Annotated in this window: 13 protein-coding genes; 5 read left to right on the top strand and 8 right to left on the bottom strand. The window is 70.4% G+C overall.

Annotation, left to right across the window (positions count from 1 at the left end; all coding sequences use genetic code 11):
* Positions 1 to 30: 30 nt before the first annotated feature.
* Positions 31 to 267 (bottom strand): hypothetical protein, encoded by a 237-nt coding sequence (locus OEB96_RS21840; protein ID WP_266218446.1) that lies wholly within the window; start codon positions 265 to 267, stop codon positions 31 to 33.
* 152 nt (positions 268 to 419) lie between these two features.
* On the opposite strand from OEB96_RS21840, the gene OEB96_RS21835 reads away from it, so the two are divergent.
* The 4 genes from OEB96_RS21835 to OEB96_RS21820 all read left to right on the top strand — a co-directional run bounded on the left by OEB96_RS21835 (position 420) and on the right by OEB96_RS21820 (position 4,176).
* The gene (locus OEB96_RS21835) at positions 420 to 1,190 is read left to right on the top strand and encodes a response regulator transcription factor (protein ID WP_323137419.1); all 771 of its coding nucleotides are present in this window, start codon (positions 420 to 422) and stop codon (positions 1,188 to 1,190) included.
* Positions 1,187 to 2,674, top strand: a complete 1,488-nt coding sequence (locus OEB96_RS21830) for a HAMP domain-containing sensor histidine kinase (RefSeq protein ID WP_266218444.1) — start codon at positions 1,187 to 1,189, stop codon at positions 2,672 to 2,674. The genes OEB96_RS21835 and OEB96_RS21830 overlap by 4 nt, the downstream gene beginning before the upstream one ends.
* Positions 2,675 to 2,762: 88 nt before the next feature.
* A complete protein-coding gene (gene pyrE / locus OEB96_RS21825) occupies positions 2,763 to 3,437 on the top strand; it encodes an orotate phosphoribosyltransferase (RefSeq protein WP_266218442.1) in 675 nt (224 codons plus the stop codon).
* A gap of 37 nt (positions 3,438 to 3,474) precedes the next feature.
* Complete coding sequence (locus OEB96_RS21820; RefSeq protein WP_266218440.1) at positions 3,475 to 4,176, top strand: hypothetical protein; 702 nt, start codon at positions 3,475 to 3,477, stop codon at positions 4,174 to 4,176.
* 4 nt (positions 4,177 to 4,180) lie between these two features.
* Here OEB96_RS21820 and OEB96_RS21815 read toward each other — a convergent pair whose 3' ends face one another.
* The 4 genes from OEB96_RS21815 to OEB96_RS21800 all read right to left on the bottom strand — a co-directional run bounded on the left by OEB96_RS21815 (position 4,181) and on the right by OEB96_RS21800 (position 9,297).
* Entirely contained in the window at positions 4,181 to 6,160 is a 1,980-nt protein-coding gene (locus OEB96_RS21815; protein ID WP_266218438.1) for a TolB family protein, read from the bottom strand.
* A gap of 142 nt (positions 6,161 to 6,302) precedes the next feature.
* On the bottom strand, positions 6,303 to 7,202 hold the full coding sequence (locus tag OEB96_RS21810) for a phosphoribosylformylglycinamidine synthase subunit PurQ (protein WP_266218437.1): 900 nt from the start codon (positions 7,200 to 7,202) through the stop codon (positions 6,303 to 6,305).
* A gap of 101 nt (positions 7,203 to 7,303) precedes the next feature.
* Positions 7,304 to 8,338, bottom strand: a complete 1,035-nt coding sequence (locus OEB96_RS21805) for a hypothetical protein (RefSeq protein ID WP_266218435.1) — start codon at positions 8,336 to 8,338, stop codon at positions 7,304 to 7,306.
* 245 nt (positions 8,339 to 8,583) lie between these two features.
* On the bottom strand, positions 8,584 to 9,297 hold the full coding sequence (locus OEB96_RS21800) for a hypothetical protein (protein ID WP_266218434.1): 714 nt from the start codon (positions 9,295 to 9,297) through the stop codon (positions 8,584 to 8,586).
* 274 nt (positions 9,298 to 9,571) lie between these two features.
* On the opposite strand from OEB96_RS21800, the gene OEB96_RS21795 reads away from it, so the two are divergent.
* On the top strand, positions 9,572 to 11,053 hold the full coding sequence (locus tag OEB96_RS21795; RefSeq protein WP_266218432.1) for an OmpP1/FadL family transporter: 1,482 nt from the start codon (positions 9,572 to 9,574) through the stop codon (positions 11,051 to 11,053).
* A 33-nt stretch (positions 11,054 to 11,086) separates the two neighbouring features.
* On the opposite strand, the gene OEB96_RS21790 is transcribed toward OEB96_RS21795, so the two are convergent.
* The 3 genes from OEB96_RS21790 to OEB96_RS21780 all read right to left on the bottom strand — a co-directional run bounded on the left by OEB96_RS21790 (position 11,087) and on the right by OEB96_RS21780 (position 16,787).
* Positions 11,087 to 12,082 carry a hypothetical protein gene (locus OEB96_RS21790; RefSeq protein WP_266218430.1) on the bottom strand — a complete coding sequence of 332 codons (996 nt, stop codon included), beginning with the start codon at positions 12,080 to 12,082 and terminating at the stop codon, positions 11,087 to 11,089.
* Between the two features lie 9 nt (positions 12,083 to 12,091).
* Complete coding sequence (locus tag OEB96_RS21785) at positions 12,092 to 14,956, bottom strand: alpha/beta hydrolase family protein (protein WP_266218429.1); 2,865 nt, start codon at positions 14,954 to 14,956, stop codon at positions 12,092 to 12,094.
* Between the two features lie 100 nt (positions 14,957 to 15,056).
* Positions 15,057 to 16,787, bottom strand: coding sequence for a hypothetical protein (locus tag OEB96_RS21780; protein WP_266218427.1), 1,731 nt, complete (start codon positions 16,785 to 16,787; stop codon positions 15,057 to 15,059).
* Between the last annotated feature and the right edge of the window lie 347 nt (positions 16,788 to 17,134).

The raw sequence follows: 17,134 nt of genomic DNA, 5'->3' as shown, positions 1-17,134 counted from the left end.
CACCGGTGCTGGGCTCCACCGGGGCCGCATCTACCCCATGGGGATCAAGCCCATGAGGATCAGGCCCATCAGACGGCCGACCACTCCGCCTCCGAGGGCGAGTACGACCACCGCGGCCAGGAGCATCCCGAACACCTTCATGGCAACGGGGACCCCGTGCACCGGCTCGAGACCTGCCTGCGCCTTGCAACGGGGGCACGACAGCTCCCCCTCACCCTCGCTCCCGGCCGAGAACTCCTGGTGACACTTGGCGCAGACGTAGTGCACGAGATGCTCCCTACCGAGCGGTCGGTAGCCTGTCAAGAATGCGCGTCCAACGCGGGCTTTTCACGCCCTTTACGCTTCCACGGCTGGGCATCGTGGACGTTCGAGGGCGAGATCGCAAAGGACCACCGAGCCCGGTGGCATCCTTGTGCAACGTGCGACTGCTGCTCATCGAGGACGATCCCCGACTGGCCGAGCACACGGCCGAGTACCTTCGGGACCACGACGCCGAAGTCGAAGTGGTTGGCGACGGCGCCCAGGGCCTGACCCGCGCGTGCACGGGAGAGCACGACCTCGTGCTGCTCGACGTGATGCTGCCCGGCCTCGACGGGCTGGAGGTCTGCCGCCAGCTTCGCCAGCGCTCGTCGATCCCGGTGATCATGCTTACCGCCCGCGGCGACGAGATCGATCGCGTGGTGGGCCTCGAGCTCGGTGCCGACGACTACCTGCCCAAGCCGTTCAGTCCGCGCGAGCTGCTGGCGAGGATCCGAGCCGTGCTTCGCCGCCAGCCGGCCGCGGCCTCGACTCCAGCCGACGACCAACGCCTCGAGATCGGTCCGCTGCGGATCGATCGGGAGCGTCGCACGGTCTTGGTCCAGGACCAGGACCAGGACCAGGACCAAGACCAGGCGGGGGCGGGGGCGGAGGCCGTGTCGGTGGAGCTGACCGCCTACCAGTTCGACCTCTTGTGGGTGCTCGCCCTGGCCGCGGGCAAGGTGATCGGCCGCGAGCAGCTCCACGCCCAGGTGAGGCAGCTACGCGGCGAGCCTGCGATCGACTTCGATCCCGCGGTCGATCGCTCGATCGACGTGCACATGAGCAAGGTCCGCGGCGCGCTGGGCTCGGTGAGCGAGTCGGCCAAGGCCCTCATCCGCACGGTTCGCGGCGTCGGCTACGTGCTCAGTGACGAGGACGGCGGTTCGTGAGCGAGGCGCCGTCCTCGACCCCTCCTCGTGCGCGCGAGGGCAGGCGCAGCGGGCTGTTCCGACGCATCTTCATCACGTTCCTGACCACGGCGCTCGCCTCGGCGGTGGTGGCCGCGGTGGCGGGCTACACGTTTGCGGCCCGCTTCTCCTCCGAGTGGGTGGGCGAGGTCGTCGATGCCATCGACTCGCGCTCCGCGTCGATGGTCGCGGCCCTGCACGACGAGGCGGCCCTCGCCGGGCTGGCCGCGGAGATCGGCGAGCAGCTCGATGCGGAGATCGGGATCTACGGCCGGCGCGGTCACAAGGTCGCGGGCGACGGCCCTCCCCGGCTGCCCCCGGGCGCCCGCCGTCGCCGTCAAGAGCTGCGGCAGGGTAACCCGGTGGTGTTTCGGCAGGAGCGCCTGCAGCTGCCGGGCGTGCTCTACGGGCTCGTCGATCCCCGCACGGGCAACATCGAGGCGGTGGTGGGCGCGCTGCCGCGCCCGGGGTTTCGCCTCGCGGTTCCGCTGCTGGCGCTCGGGCTGATGCTCCCGGTGCTGGGCATGGGCGCGTGGATGCTCAGCCGCTCGCTCACCCGCCGACTCGCTCGCATCGAGGCCAGCGCCGAGCGGATCGCCCGCGGTGAGCTGCGGCATCGCATCGAGCTGTCGACCCCTGTGCCTCGCGACGAGCTCGACCAGCTCGCCCGCGGCTTCAACGAGATGGCGGAGAAGGTCGAGGCGCTGATCCATGGTCAGCGCGTGCTGCTGGCCAACGTGTCCCACGAGCTGCGCACTCCGATCGCCCGCATGAAGGTGCTGGTGGAGATCATGCAGGAGCGCGTGGTGACCTTGCGCGAGCGCGGCGACGACTCGCGACCGGTGCAGCGCATCGACAAGGGGCTTTGCGATCTGTCGCTCGACATCGGCGAGGTGGAGACGCTCATCGGCGACCTGCTCACCAGCGGGCGGCTCGAGCTCCGCGGCGGCGGCGGAGCGATCCAGGCCAAGCCGTTCGCGTTGGTGCCGCTGCTCGTCCGCGTGGCCGCCAAGGTCGACGCCAAGGTCGACGCCCCGCTCGACCCCCCGCTCGACCCCCCGCTCGACCCCCCGCTCGACACGGGTAGCGAGTTCGAGGTCTGCGCCGACGAGCTGCTGCTCGAGCGACTGCTGTCCAACCTGCTGGCCAACGCCCGTCGTGCCTGCCCCGACGGCACGCTCACGGTGGAGGCGCGCGAGCGAGGGGACTGGCTCGTGCTCGCGGTCGAAGACGAGGGTCCCGGCGTGGACCCGGTGCATCGAGAGTCGATCTTCGAGCCGTTCACCCGGCTCGACGAGGCCCGCGATCGCGACCGCGGCGGCGTGGGCCTGGGGCTCTATCTCTGTCGCCAGATCTGCCTGGGCCACGGCGGCACGATCGAGGCACGCGAACGCACCGACGGAGCGCGGGGCGCCCGCTTCGAGGTCCGACTGCCGCTGCGCCAGCCGGCCCAGGCGCTCGCCTAGGATGGGCAGAGCCAAGCCCGGCCCCGCTGCGCTGGCCCGGGGCGACCCCGGCCCCCACGCACTCACGGCACGGCTATCCTCCCGCGCCATGGAAGCCTTCCAGCGGGACTTCGTGGACCTGCTCGTCGAGTACGAGGTGGTGCGCTTTGGCGAGTTCACCCTCAAGTCCGGGCGACGCTCGCCCTACTTCGTCAACGCCGGCCAGCTGCGTACGGGCGACGCCATCGCGCGCCTGGGCCGGGCCTACGCGGCGCAGCTGCTGCACCACCGAATCCCCTGCGACCTCGTGTTCGGGCCCTCGTACAAGGGCGTGCCGCTGGCGGTGGCGACCGCGGCCGCGCTCGCGGCCCGCGGCCACGATGCGGGGTACTGCTTCGATCGCAAGGAGATCAAGGACCACGGCGAGGGCGGCCGCTTCGTCGGCATGGTGCCCGCCGATGGCATGCGGGTGGTGATCGTCGACGACGTCATCACCTCCGGCCTGTCGATCCGCGAGGCGGTGGCGATGCTCGAAGAAGCGGGCCAGGTCGAGGTGAGCGCGGTGGTGGTGGCGGTCGATCGCCAGGAGCGCGGGCGCGGGGAGCTGTCGACCCTCGCCGAGCTGCGGCAGGAGCTGGGCGCCCCGGTGCTGCCGATGGTCACGGTGCGACAGCTGGTCGACGACCTGCACTCGCGCACGGTGGGGGGGCGCCAGGTGGTGGACGACCAGCACAAGGCGGCCATCGAGGCCTACCTCGCCGAGCACGGGGCGCGTGGCGCCTGAGCGGCCACGAGCGCACGAATCGCGGTATCCTGGGTCGGTGAGCCGAGCGGCACGACCCCAGGCCACTGCGCCCCGTCGCCGGGTGCGGTGGGGAGCGCTCGCCGTGCTGCTGGGGCTGGCATCGGGGTGCTACGAGGGCTTCGACCCGCTCGATCCCGCCGTGTTGACCGAGGTGATGCGCACCCGCGGCAACGCCGTGGGCGACGGCCACACCGGGATCTACCTGGGGACCGTGGAGACGCTCGAGTGTGGCTGTCCCCCCGTCGATCCGCGGGCCGGTCTCGAGTACGACGCCACGCTCTGCGGGGTGATCGAGTACGCCGAGGACTTCGGGCTCGAGGACGCGATTGCGATCGAGCTGGTGCAGGGCGATGGCTCGGTCCGCATTCGAGCGGTGGGCGCCGAGTCGCCCGACGACGTGACGGTGCTCCTGCCCACCCTCTACGGCCCGCTCTACACCGATGGCCGCGTGTTCGCGGGCGGGATCCTGGAGGTCGATGCGCTGCTCGTCCAGGGGGCGGCCCGGGCCCGCGTCGACGGCACGCTGGTGGGCGACCCGGAGGCCGGCCGGCTCGAGCTGGAGTATCGGCAGATCAACCAGGTCGAGCTGCTCGGCAATGCCCTCGACGGGGCCGTCGACGGCTTCGGTGTCGAGGACGAGGTGCTGCAGACCCTCGACTGCCGCGAGCGCATTCGCCTGTCGATGGCGTGGGTCGACGCTGGCGACCCGACCCGGTGACCGCTCAGCCGCCGCCGAGCGCGACCACGCGGGGAGACGAGATCACCCAGTCGGTCTTGGGGATCTCCACGCGGGTCTTGAACAGCACGTGCGAGCCGTTGGGGGTGATCCGGGGGTCGTGGTCCTTGAGCGCGTTGCGGGTGAGCAGGCGCAGCGCACCGCCGGTGGTGGCCACGGCCGCGATCTCGGAGTCGTCGGGCTCGGTGGGATCGAACTGGTCGCCCCGCAGCTCGAACGCCACGAACGAACCGTCGGCCGCGACCGACGGGGCGCGCACGGCCCCCTCGGTGGTGAGGGCGGTGGCCACGAAGCGATTGGGGTCGAGCCGCACGATGCTGGGCAGGCCGCGAGCGGCCCGATCCTCCGTCGGTGTGTCGAGCGGATCGAGTTCGTCGAGCGCGTCGAGCTCGTCTTGCTCATCGGGCTCCCCGGCGTCGACGTCCGGCGGCGTGGGCTCGGCCGCGTCCACCGGCGGGCTGGCGAACAGGCTCGACAGATCCTGCGGCAGATCGAGCCGGTAGAGGCGGCGGGGCGAGTATCCGGCCGTGACCACCACCACCGGTCGCTCGCCTCGCTTGCCCACCGCGACCTCGTGCAGTGCCTCGGCGTTCTCGAACACGTTGGCCGGCAGGTGCAGCACGGTCATCGGCGTCTGGGTATCGAAGAAGTAGAGCCCCGGTCCGTCGTTGCCCTGCCCCACCGCCACCAGGTGGTGATCGCTGAGCCACGCGACCTGCTGGAGCTCGACCCAGTCGAGCATGCCGAGCATGAGCTCGTCGGACTGGCCGGCCGTGACCACGCTGACCACGCCCTGCCGACCAACGGTGCCCACGCGGGCGATCTGTCCGTGGCCGGCGGGCACCGCCTCGCCCAGGCCCGGCCCGGGGGCGCTCACGGTGCCCTTGGAGGTGAAGGCGCAGCCCGAGGCCGCACCCGCTTGGGAGGCATCGAGCGTCCACAGCACCAGGCCATCGCTGAGGCTGTGGATCAGCAGCGCCGCGCCGTCGTCGGACATCCAGTAGCGGGGCGACTCGTGCACCGACATCGCGCCCTCGTGGATCGCCGAGCACGGGACGCGGGCCTCGGCGTCCACGCCCGGCGCTCCCGCCCACAGGCGCTCGGTGTCGTCGAGGTCGAGATCGGCCCGCACGGCATCGCGCGTGACCACCTTGAAGCCTCGGCTGACCGACAGCACCTGGCCGTTGGCCAGGACGAACGGCGAGCCGCTCTCGAGTGGCTGTCCCACCAGCCCCGCCTTGCGCTCGGCTCGCTCCTCCTCTTCGAGCTGCCGGCGGACCTGGTGGACGATCTTCTCGGCCATCTGCTCGGCCTCGGGGATCTGGGCCAGCCGCTCGAGGCCCTCGCCCAGGCGATCGCGCAGCTGGATTGCCCCGATCGACGGCGACTCCGCGTCGGGCAGGGTCTCGGCCAGCCGCTCCTGCAGGAACAGCGCCTGGAGGATCACCACCGAGGAGCCGCGCAGCACGTCGCTGGGCTTGGGGTTGACGGTCATGACGTGGGGGAACGCGAAGTCGCCGGCCGAGAGCACGGCAAAGCGCACGTGCTCGGGCAGCTCGGGCGTGCCCCCTTCGATGTCGAGCGCGGAGAAGTCGACGTCTCGTGGCTTCTCGAACACGACGTAGCCGTAGCCGAAGCGATCGGCGAGGGTCATGATCGCCTCGATGCCCGCGACCTCGAGGTTGGGAACCTCCTCCTTGGCCTTGAGCTCCCAGGCCTCGAACGTGCCCTCGGCCGCCTCGAAGCCCGCGTCGGTGAGCACGATGCTGTAGCCGCGGGTGCGGGCCACCACGAGCACCTTGGCGGGATCCTCGGGGTTGCCCGTGCCCTGCTTGCGCAGGAAGAAGAACCACCCCGCCGCGCCCAGGGCCGCCACGAGCAGGACGAGCAAGACGACGACCTTGCCCCGCCCGCTCCGCCGCAGCGCCTCGAGATCCGACCTCGAGCCGAACTCCGCATCCGTCATGTCGCCCACCATCGCATAGATCGCCGGCCTCGCCAGCCGCCCCGTGTCGGGGGCACGATCATGGAGCCGGACCCGCCAGACCGGCATCGGATCGCCGTTTTGGGCCGAGTCCGGGCACCGATGGGCGGGAGTGCCGCCGCGCCTACTCGACCGCCGCCCGTACCCCGTTGACCAGGATCCCGAGCCCATGCCCCACCGCCGGCAATCGCCCCCGATCGCGCTGCGCGATCCACCGGGGATGGTTCTCCGGGTAGAGATACGCCTCGGGGTGCGGCATCAGGCCGAACACGCGCCCGCTCGCATCGCAAAGCCCCGCCATGCCTGCCATGGACCCGTTGGGGTTGTCGGGCCAGGCCTCGGTGGCATTGCCGTCGGCGTCCACGTAGCGCACGGGCACCAGGTGCTCGCCTTCCACCCGCGCCCGCACGGCCTCGTCGGCGAGCACCAGCTTGCCCTCGCCATGGCGGCTGGGCACCGGCAGCGGCACTCCGGTGCTGCCCCGCGTGAACACGCAGGGGCTCCGCGAATCGATCGACAGCCGCACCCATGCGTCGCGATACCCGAGGCGATCGTTGTGCACCAGCGAAGCCTGCTGCGGCGCGAGCCCCTGCCCGGGCCGGCGATCGAGCGCGGGCAGCAGCCCCAGCTTCACGATCGTCTGGAACCCGTTGCAGATCCCGAGCACCAGGCCGCCGTCGTCGACGAAGCGAGCGAGCCGCTCGCCGAGGCCGAAGCGCATGCGATTGGCGAACACCCGCCCCGAGGCGATGTGATCGCCGAACGAGAACCCGCCCACGAACACCAGCATGTGCGCCCCGTCGAGCTGCGTCCCCCCGCCGTGCACGAGGTCGCCCACGTGCACGATCTCGGCGCGCGCCCCCGCCATGCGCAGGCCAGCCGCGGTCTCGGCCTCGCAGTTCAGGCCATAGCCCGACAGCACCAGCGCCCGCACGTCTCGGGCCCCCGGCACCGGACCGGGCACGAAGTCCCAGGGGCTGCCGTCACCGTCGGAGACCTGCATCGACTGCGCGTGCTCGCTCATGCGGGCCGACCGTAGCGCCACCGGCCCCGCCGCGCGAGCCGGGTCGACGGTCCAGCGCGTGCGGTTTGCCGCGGCCGCGGCCCCGCTCGCGCCGCCCGCCGTCACGAGCCATCGCAGGTCTGCACGTCGCCGAGCCCGGTGCGATCCATGCCCGAGACCGCAGTGATCGCCGCGGGGCACTCCACCTCCCCCCACGAGAGCGCGGGGTTGTCGGCGGCCTGGAACCAATCGACGAACCACTCGCAGCCGGCGTGCAGATCGCCGAACCCCGAGAGCACGTCGTCGCAGCGGCTCATCACGCAGGCCTTGATCGCATCGTGGCTCGCCCCGCCCATCTGCTGCTTGCAGGTGCTCAAGAACCCTCCGTAGGTGGCACCGAGCTGCTCGTTGCTCACGCCCCACTGGAAGCTGCACGCGTTGAAGGCCCCGACGCCACCCCCGGGCGTGAGGATGTCGAACTGGCCGCCCGCGACGTCGTAGCCGATGTTGACCGCCTGCACGATCATCGACTTGCCGGCCAGCGCGGCCGATCCGGGATCGGCACCCGCATTGTGGGACATGCCGTTGAAGTCGAGGCGATGGCAGCGCCCGCAGATGTCCCCCGCGCTGGGGATCGCGGCAAAGCCATACGAGATGTCGCTGGTCACCGCCCACGGCGCGAGGCTGTAGCAGGTGAAGGCGCTGTTGCCCGCGAGCTGGTTGCAGGCGCTGGCCACGTCGCCGCTTCCGTGCGTCTGGTCGCCCTGGTTGCAGCTATCGAGCACACCGACCGCGGCATCCACGTTGCCCGGCCAGCTGCAGTGGGGCTTGCAGCAATCCCAGTAGCGGGTGGCGTAGCCCGGGCACGTCACGTCGGGCGTGGGCGGCGGCTCGCCGGTGTCGAGGGTCTCCCCGTCGTCACTGGTCCCGGTCGAGCTCGGGCCACCGCTGCCGTCCGGCGAGGAGGTGGTCGGGTCGGGCATCGTCGTGGCGCCCGACGTGGTTCCCATGGTGGTCGACGTCGTGCCGGTGGTGGTCCCCGGGTTGGTGGAACCGCCCCCGGTCGCATCCCCGGTGGCGTCGGCCTCGGAGCCCGCAAGCGACTCGTCGGTGCCGACCGACGGTCCCCCCGCGTAGCAACCACCGGCCACGAGCATGCAGGTCAGCCCAAGGGACGGGTTGGATCCACTCGATCGGCGATGAGGACGTTCCACGGCACGATCAGCGTCGCCCCCCAGGCGCGGGCCGACAACGTGATCACTTCGTTCCGCGGACGGATGCCCGCGATCGCGTCCATCCGCCGCGTGTGACCGATCGACGCGATGCGGAAGCGATCGGGCCGGTCATGGCCCGCGGGCTCGGTCGCACCGCCGCCTCCCCGCGCGCACCGGGCTCACCCCGCTCACCCCGATTGGGGGAAGCACCCGTTCATCGGACCGGGCGCCCCGTCGATGGTGCTGCACTCGCACGGGAACGCCGTGGGCCGCTCGTCGCGATCGGCCAGCCGCGTGGCGGCGAAGTTCGAGCCCTCGAGCGGCACCTGGATCGGCGACTCCACGTCGCCCGTGACCCCGCCGCACCACGCATCCTCGCTGCGGATCGAGCCCTCGAGCGCGAGCGTGGCCACGATGTCCGAGCCGGTGATCGGATTGGCCGCGCCGGTGACCATCGTCTCCCCGAAGTCGAGGGCGAAGGCATAGGCCGTGACCTCGGTGTCGATGGTGATCGACTCGCCCACCTCCTCGCGCGGCTCGGTGGTGCTCATGGGATCGAGCGACAGCGGCTGGAACTCCACCGTGACCATGCCGTCCCCCGCCGCATCGAGCTCGGCGGTGACCTCGGCGAGGAACTGCAGCGGCAGCCCCGGGCTCACGATCGTATCGACCGCGACCAGGTAGACGCCGTCGATGACCAGGCCCGGCGGACCCTCGGTCTCCGTCTCGCCGCCCGAGCCGAAGTCGGGCAGGACGGGCGCCCCGAGATCCATCTTGCTCTCGGGCACCTCGCGGTCGTCCTCGGTCTGGTCGATGAAGCCGTTGTACTTGCCCTCGGCATCGGGGCTGGGGCAGCCGAGGATCGGGGCGGAGAGCCCCACCAGGGCGACCCACGATGCCAACGGCCCCAACGGCCGAGCCACCGTACGAGCAAGGGGTCCCCTACGGGGTTGCGAAGCGCTGGACATGGGCGGGGCTCCTCCGGTTGGCGAGGCGTCGGTTTTCTGCGAAGCTGACGACCCGTCGGCCGGCGAGGCAAGCATAGAGCCCCCCGCCGGTCTCCGACAAGCACCACCGTGCCGGGCTTTCCACCCCCCGCGGCACGGACGACACCCGATCGCACCAGCCGATCGCCACCCGATCACCGAGCGAGAGCCGAGAGCAGGAACGTTGCCGATGGGTCGCACGACGAGCAATGGGATCAAGCCGAACCTTGGGCTCGGTGGGGCCGTGGCGGTGGCCGTGACATGCGGGCTGTGGTCCGGGGCGGCCGAGGCCTCGGGGTTTGCCGTCGCCCGCTTCGGAGGCGAGCACGGCCACCCCACCACCGACAACGCGACCGCGATCTACTACAACCCAGCGGGCATCGCGCTGTCGAAGGGAACCCATGTGTTCGTCGACGGCACCGTGGCGCTGCGCTGGGCCAGCTACGACCGGCCCTCGACCGCGGTCAACAACCAGATGAGCCTCGATGCCGCGCCGGGAGCCAACGACGGCAAGGCCACCCTGTTCAATGGCGTCGCCGGGCCGTTCATCGGTGCCACCTCCGACTTCGGGACCGACTTCATGGTCGCCGGCGCGGCGGTCTACTTCCCCTTCGGGGGCTCGGCGGTGTGGGACAAGAACCCGGCCTACATCGACAGCGAGCGCTTCCCGGGCGCGCAGGACGGAACCCAGCGCTGGTACAGCATCGACGGCACGATCCGCTCGATGTACATCACCACCGCCGCTGCCTTCAACATCGAGAAGATCGGCCTCACCCTGGGGCTCAGCGGCAGCGTGATCCGCAGCGAGGTGGTGACGATCCGCGCCCGCAACACCGACGGCACCGACGATCTGCTGGACAACAACGGCAACCTCAAGGAAGGTCGCAGCTACATCGACGTCAAGGGCTGGCAGGGAGGGTTCGCGCTGGGAGCCACCTACAACCTGCTCAAGAAGGACAAGCTGTGGCTCGGGGCCTCCTACACCAGCCAGCCCAACGTGGTGGGGGGCATGACCCTGGAGGGCTCCCTCTACAACACGCTCGCCCTGGCCGAGCCGTCCGAGACTCCGGTCGAGCTCACCCAGACCCTGCCCGAGATCGTCCGCTTCGGTGCCCGCTATCGCCCGACCGACCGGGTCGAGCTGCGCCTGTTCGGTGACTTCACGCGCTGGTCGGTGTTCGACAAGCAGTGCGTGCTCGACACGAACGTCGAGGGTCGCAGCTGCGAGTTCGACGGGGTCGACACCGCGCTCGACGACCCCGAGGCCTTCGGCGGCGACGGTCCCGACGACCAGGTCGTGGGCGTCACCCAGCACCTGCCTCGCTACTGGAAGAACGCCGGGGGCGTGCGCGTGGGCGCCAGCTACTGGTTCCTGCCTCGGCTGGAAGGGTACCTGGGCCTGGGCTTCGACAGCACCGCCGTGCCGCTGCAGACCCTCGATCCCGCGCTCATGGACATGAACAAGGTCAGCGTGTCGGCCGGCGCTCGCTGGCAGATCATCGATCACCTCGGGCTCGCGTTCACCTCGACCGAGCTGTTCTTCATGACGGTGGACACCGAGGGCGAGAACGCGCTGAACAAGTTCCAGTCGCCCACGCGGCAGCCCGACGCCAACGGCGAGTACAAGCAGTTCTTCCAGCTGTTCAATCTCTACGCCGACGTCTCGTTCTAGCAGCTCGCACGCTTCGCGGGGCAGCTGCCTCCATCACTCGCAGTCGATGTAGCCCTGGCGGGGCCGCTGGGAGCTGCACCACTCCATCACGTCCACGGAGCGGATGAAGCCCCCGAATCCGCGGTCGAGGTAGCGACGAGCGGCCGCGGTGTGGGCGTGGGCCTCGTCTTGAGAGGCGAAGCGATCGACCAGCACGTAGAACACCGAGCTCTTGCGGTAGATGGTCGGGTCCTCGGCCCCTGCGCCGCGCGCCTTGGCGGCCTGACGCTTCGCTTCCTCGAGGTCGGATGTCGGGACGGGCAGCCGCAGGCGCCACTGCGAGGCGCGTCGCGGTGCCTCGACCTCCGGGGCCGCGGGCGACACCACCACGCCGGCCGCCACCGCGGGCATCTCACCCGCGCGAACCTTGAGCCCGAGGGTGTCGTTTTGGATCTGCTCGATCTTGCGATTGACGTCCTCCACCTCGAGCTGGGCGACCTGGACCACCGTCTCCTTGGTCTCGGGCTCCGCGGAGGCTTGCAGCGCGGCCGTGGTCTGATCGAGGGTCGCCGTCCTCTCCTTCTCGAGCTGAGCGATGCGCTCCTGGTTGGCCGAGATCTGCTGCTTGAGCGCCTTGATGCTCTCCTCCACGAGGTTCAGCTCGCTCGACGCCCAGGAGCGCAGGTCGTCGTCGTCGGGCACGGTGCTCAGGAACCGCAGCACCTGGGCTTGCCTGGCTTCCTCGGGCTCGGGACTGAGGGCGCGATCGAGGTAGGCCAGCGTTCGCTCGTGCTGCAGCTTGATCCGAGCGTTCTGCACCTCGCGCTCGGTCTGGTAGTACTCGTGGATCGCCGTGAGACTGGGTGGAAGCACGGCCGCCAGCGTACCGATGAGGCCGAGCAGCGCCGTGTTCTTCCACAGCGGCAAGGGCTTGCTCTCGTGCTGGGCCCGCTCGAGCGCGTCGATGCGAGCGAGCAGCACGTCGCGATCGGGGGGATCGGCCGTGGTCATGATCCCAGGGTCGCGGGTGAGCACGGTAGGGTCAAGCACGGCCCCGGATCAACCCGCCGACGGAGACGCGGGCGCGGGCTTGGCCGGCGCGGGCTTGGCCGGCGCGGGCGCGGGCTTGACCGACTCGGGCTTGGCCGACTCGGGCGCGGGCTTGGCCGGCTCGGACGCGGGCTTGGCTGGCTCGGGCGCGGGCTTGGCTGGCTCGGGCGCGGGCTTGGCTGGCTCGGGCGCGGGCTTGGCACGGTCCTTCTCGCCCGCGTTCCCGCTCGGCTCCCGGGGCAGCCCACCGTCCTCGTTGGCCGCGGGCTCGTCCTTCTTGGGCTCGGTCTTGGGCTCGACCCCACGCGCAGGGTCGGCCACCGTGGCGGCCGCGGACGACGTTGCCGCGGACGCGGCCGCGGCCGGATCGGCGTTCTTGACGTGCCGATCGAACCACTCGAACGACTCGGCGAGCACGTGCAGCACCGACTCGCGGGCCACGTAGCCGTGGGACTCGCCGGGCAGCAGCACCAGCCGCGCGGTGCCCCCCGTGCCTTGCATGGCGTGGAACAGCCGCTGGCTCTGCAGCGGGAAGGTGCCCGAATTGTCGTCGATCTCGCCGTGCACGAGCAGCAGCGGCTCGTCGATGCGGTTGGCCGAGAACAGCGGGGACACGGTCACGTAGGTCTGGGGGGCCTCCCACAGGGTTCGGCGCTCGCTCTGGAAGCCGAACGGGGTGAGCGTGCGGTTGTAGGCGCCCGAGCGCGCGATCGCGGCCTGGAACAGGTCGCTGTGCGCGAGCAGGTTGGCGGCCATGAACGCGCCATAGGAGTGCCCCATCACCCCCACCCGATCGCGATCGGCCACGCCGGCCTTCACCGCCGCATCGATCGCCGCCTCGGCCGACCACACGATTTGATCGACGAACGTGTCGTTCATGGTCTCGGGGTCGCCGACCACCGGCATCGCGGCGTCGTCGAGCACCGCGTAGCCCTGGGTCAGGAACATCAGCGGCGAGGTACCGCCCAGGCGGGTGAAGGTGCGCGGCGCGGCGCGAACCTGGCCCGCCGTGTCGCCGTCGTTGTACTCGAGGGGGTAGGCCCAGATCACCAGCGGCAGCCGCTGCCCCTCCTCGTAGTTGGGAGGCAGGTAGAGCGTACCGGACAGCGGCACGCCGTCGCGACGCGCATAGCTCAGGATCTGCTTGCGGATCCCGGTGAGCTGCGGGTGGGGATCGGGGAACGTGGTGAGCTGCCGCTGCGCTCCTCCCTCTTGCTGCACGTGGAAGTTGGGGGGCTCGGTGGCCGACTCGCGGCGCACCAGCCACGCCGAGTGGTCCGGTCCCACGAAGTCGCTGAACTGCACGTGCTCGTCGCCCTCGCTCTGGAACAGGCGCTGCTTGGTGCCAGTGGCCAGCTCGAGGCGATCGAGGAACGGCCGATCGCCGTCGGGGCTCGCCCCGTCGCCGGCCAGGAAGATGCTCCCGCCGTCCACGATGACCACGTGGGTGCCATCGGGCCGGGCCTCGGTCACGGGCACGCCCGGATCGGCATAGGCATCACGCGCGCTGCGATCGAACAGCACCCGCGGCTCGGTGGGCGCCCCGCCCTTGGCGTCGAGCTCGTGGATCCGCGTGGTCACCCAGCGACGGTCGCGGTCGTACTCCTCCACGAGCACCTGCCCCGCGCTGGAGGTCCAGTCGAGCGAGCTGAGCCGGTGCTGGACCCGCAGCCGCTCCTCGGGGGTGTCGGCGAACGGGGCGGCGTGGCTCATCACGCGATCGCGGTGCTCGACCTCCTTGCGAGGATCGCCCTCGTCGAGCGCCTCGGTCCACACCAGCGTGGCCGGAACGCCGGGCTGCCAGTGGACCTGTCGAGGACCGGTTCGCACGCCTTCGATGGGGATCTCGTCGGCCACCGGCAGGTCGGCCACCCGCCGCACCACCTTGGCCTTGGCGTCGAGCACCTCGATCACCCGCGCGAAGCGATAGTACGGCACGGTGTACGAGAACGGCCGCTGCAGCCGTTCCACCAGCACGTACTTCCCATCGGGCGAGGGGTCGGCCGCTTCGACCAGGCCCGGCTCCGAGAGCGGGCTCGCCTCGCCGTCCAGGCTCACGATCGCGAGCTGGCTGCCTGCGAAGTGCTCGAACATCCGCTCGTCGTCGGCGTTGGTCAGCAGATCCTGGTACGTCCGGTTCTGCGCGACCTTGCCCGAGGTGTCCTCCACCACCGGCCCGGTGGGCACGGTGGACCGCGCGGGCACCGGACCATCGCTTCGAGCCTGCCGGACCAGGAGCGCCTGCGAGCCCGGCATCCAGGTGAAGGGCGCATCGAGCACGTCGTTGACGTGGAACGAGCCCAGGCGCCGGGCCTGGGCCGTCTCGGCATCCACCACCCACAGCTCGAGCCCCTGACCGCCGTCGCGGGCGAAGGCCAGGTGCTTGCCGTCGGGCGACCAGTGCGGCCGCGTCAGGTGCGTCCCGGTCGGGAGCTCGACCTCCTTGGTCTTGCCGTCGACGATCGTCTGGATCGCAATCTTCGTGTACCAGCGCGTGTGCCTTCGCGCGTGGCGCTGGGCGTCGACGCGGATCCCCGCCAGGCGCTCGAACGGCCGCGTGACCACGTCGATGCCGGGCAGCGCCTCGTAGGTGAACTGGCCCAGGCGAGCGCCCCCGGGCGCCACGCTCACCACCGGGGTCGGCGGAGCGTCGACGATGTCGACCACGTCGGTCGGCGGCAGGCGGTAGGTCGATGCCGGGGCGTCGGCCTCGTCGCGCTCGGAGCCGTGATCGATCGCGGGCGCCGGCACCACGACCGGCGTGGCCGGCGAGGCATCGGGCGAAGGGTTGGGGGGAGGCGAGCTACAGGCCAGGGCCAAGAGGCCCGAAGCCAGGAGCAAGCGGCGGGCGTGACCTACGCAGATCCCCGACACGGTCGGGAGAGTCTAGCAGACGTGGGCGGGGGTCCTGGTGAACGATCGGGCCGAGTGGACGAGGGGCCGGGATGGGACCGGCCACGGACCGGCCGCGGAATCAGGGGCTGCAGCCCAACAGGCAAGGGCCACCACAGTCGATGCCGAGCTCACCGCCGTTCTGCACGCCGTCCTTGCACGTCGGGCAGGGTGTCGGACAGGGGCCACCACAGTCGATTCCCCACTCGAAGTCGTCATGTATGCCATTGCTGCAGCTCGGACCGCAGGTCAGCGGGCACGAGCCTCCGCAGTCGACCCCGACCTCGTCGCCATCCTGCACGCCATTGCTGCAGCTCGGACCGCAGGTCAGCGGGCACGAGCCTCCGCAGTCGACCCCGACCTCGTCGCCATCCTGCACGCCATTGCTGCAGCTCGGACCGCAGGTCAGCGGGCACGAGCCTCCGCAATCGACCCCGACCTCGTCGCCATCCTGCACGCCATTGCTGCAGCTCGGACCGCACGTCGCCGGGCACGAGCCGCCGCAGTCGACCCCGACCTCGTCGCCATCCTGCACGCCATTGCTGCAGCTCGGACCGCACGTCGCCGGGCACGAGCCTCCGCAGTCGACCCCATCCTCGTCGCCGTCCTGCACGCCATTGCTGCAGCTCGGACCGCAGGTCAGCGGGCACGAGCCGCCGCAGTCGACCCCGTCCTCGCCGCCATTGTGCACGCCATCGGTGCAGGTCGGCACGGTGAAGACCTCGATGATCGCATCGGACCAGTTCGTGGCGGAACGGATCGTGTTGGCGCTGCCATACTGACACGACGTACCGCTGGTGCACCGCTTCTGCTCGACGTGGATGAAGCGGGCCGAGACCGCGGGATGGTTCCCATCGTGGCTGCAGATCGGGTTGCCGAGGTCATCGCCGCCGTCGTCCTCGATGCCATTGAAATAGCGCGACAGCGTGTTGCGGCTGCCGTACTGATTGCAGGTGGAGACGCCGTCCCCTCGAAATGCCACGTTCCAGCCGGGGTGGTCGTCCTGTAGCGCGTCGGCGAGCTGCTGCGCCGCGTCGCCGATCAGCACCGGGCTACCGTCGCCGTTGCTCAGGAACACGTGGTCGCCGACGCAGGTGGTCACCGCCATGCCGTGGAACTGCAGCGCGTGGAACGCGGGATCGGCGTCGGAGAAGTCCACCACCCCACCCACCTCCTCGGCCCCGTAGTGCATCGCAACCGCCTTGCCCGCCGCGTAGAACGTATCGATGTTGTGGGCGGCATTGGCCTCGAGGTACGAGTATCGCGCCTGGCAGATGCTCTCCGCGTCGTTGGCCTCGGGGTGGGCACCTCCGATCAAGGCCGAGCGAGAGTGCGTGAGTTCGAACAGCTCGACGGCCTCGAACTCGGTGAAGATGTTCCCCCGGATGTGCGGGGCCTGCAGATCGATCTCGTTGTGGGCATCGGGAGCGTACAGGAACGTACCCCAGCCGAGATCGGAACTGTCGTCGCCATTGGCGTCGAGGAACTCGTGGAGCACGCAGAACTCGCGGCCGTTGGACTGCAGCGTCGAGACACGGTAGTGCTCGTCGAGCCCGATCGGCACCACGGCATCGCAGTCGAACACCCCGTCGTCCATGTCGGACATCATCTGCTCGACCACGAAGGCGAAGTCGAGCGAGTCGGCGATGCTGGGAAACACGTAGAGCTCGCTGCCACCGCCCGGCGCGGCCGCCCTCACGCAGCCGATGAAGTCCATCAGCGAGGGCTCCGTGTCGCAGGCGAGGTCCTGGGCGCTCGCCACGGGCAGCGCTGCCCCTCCTCCAGCCGCACCCACCGTGTTGGCGAGCTCCAAGAGTTCGATCGACGTTTCATCCAGTCCATCGACCCCGTCATCACTGCCACCGGCGATTGCGGTGCTCGGTGAGACTTCGATGGCGGAGGCGGAGACGAGGACCAGCGAGGCGACGAGAGACGACCTGGTGATGTCCATGCGTAGCTCCTCACGTCTTATGATTCCAAGTGACGGCGTCAAACTCCTGCGCGTCGAACGTGCAAGAACGCAGTCAGTGACCGACTCGAATGCATCCCGACCTCCCGTGACGATCGGATGACCAGGAGTCATCGGTCTTCCACGGCGCGGCTGGCCACGCATACGAGCATCACTGACACATGCCTCCGCGAGCGCCGTCGAGCAACACC

This window comes from Paraliomyxa miuraensis, assembly GCF_026337845.1.
Lineage (GTDB): Bacteria > Myxococcota_A > Polyangia > Nannocystales > Nannocystaceae > Paraliomyxa > Paraliomyxa miuraensis.
Note: the sequence above shows the minus strand (reverse complement) of the source record. Positions and strands in the feature narration are given on the sequence as shown.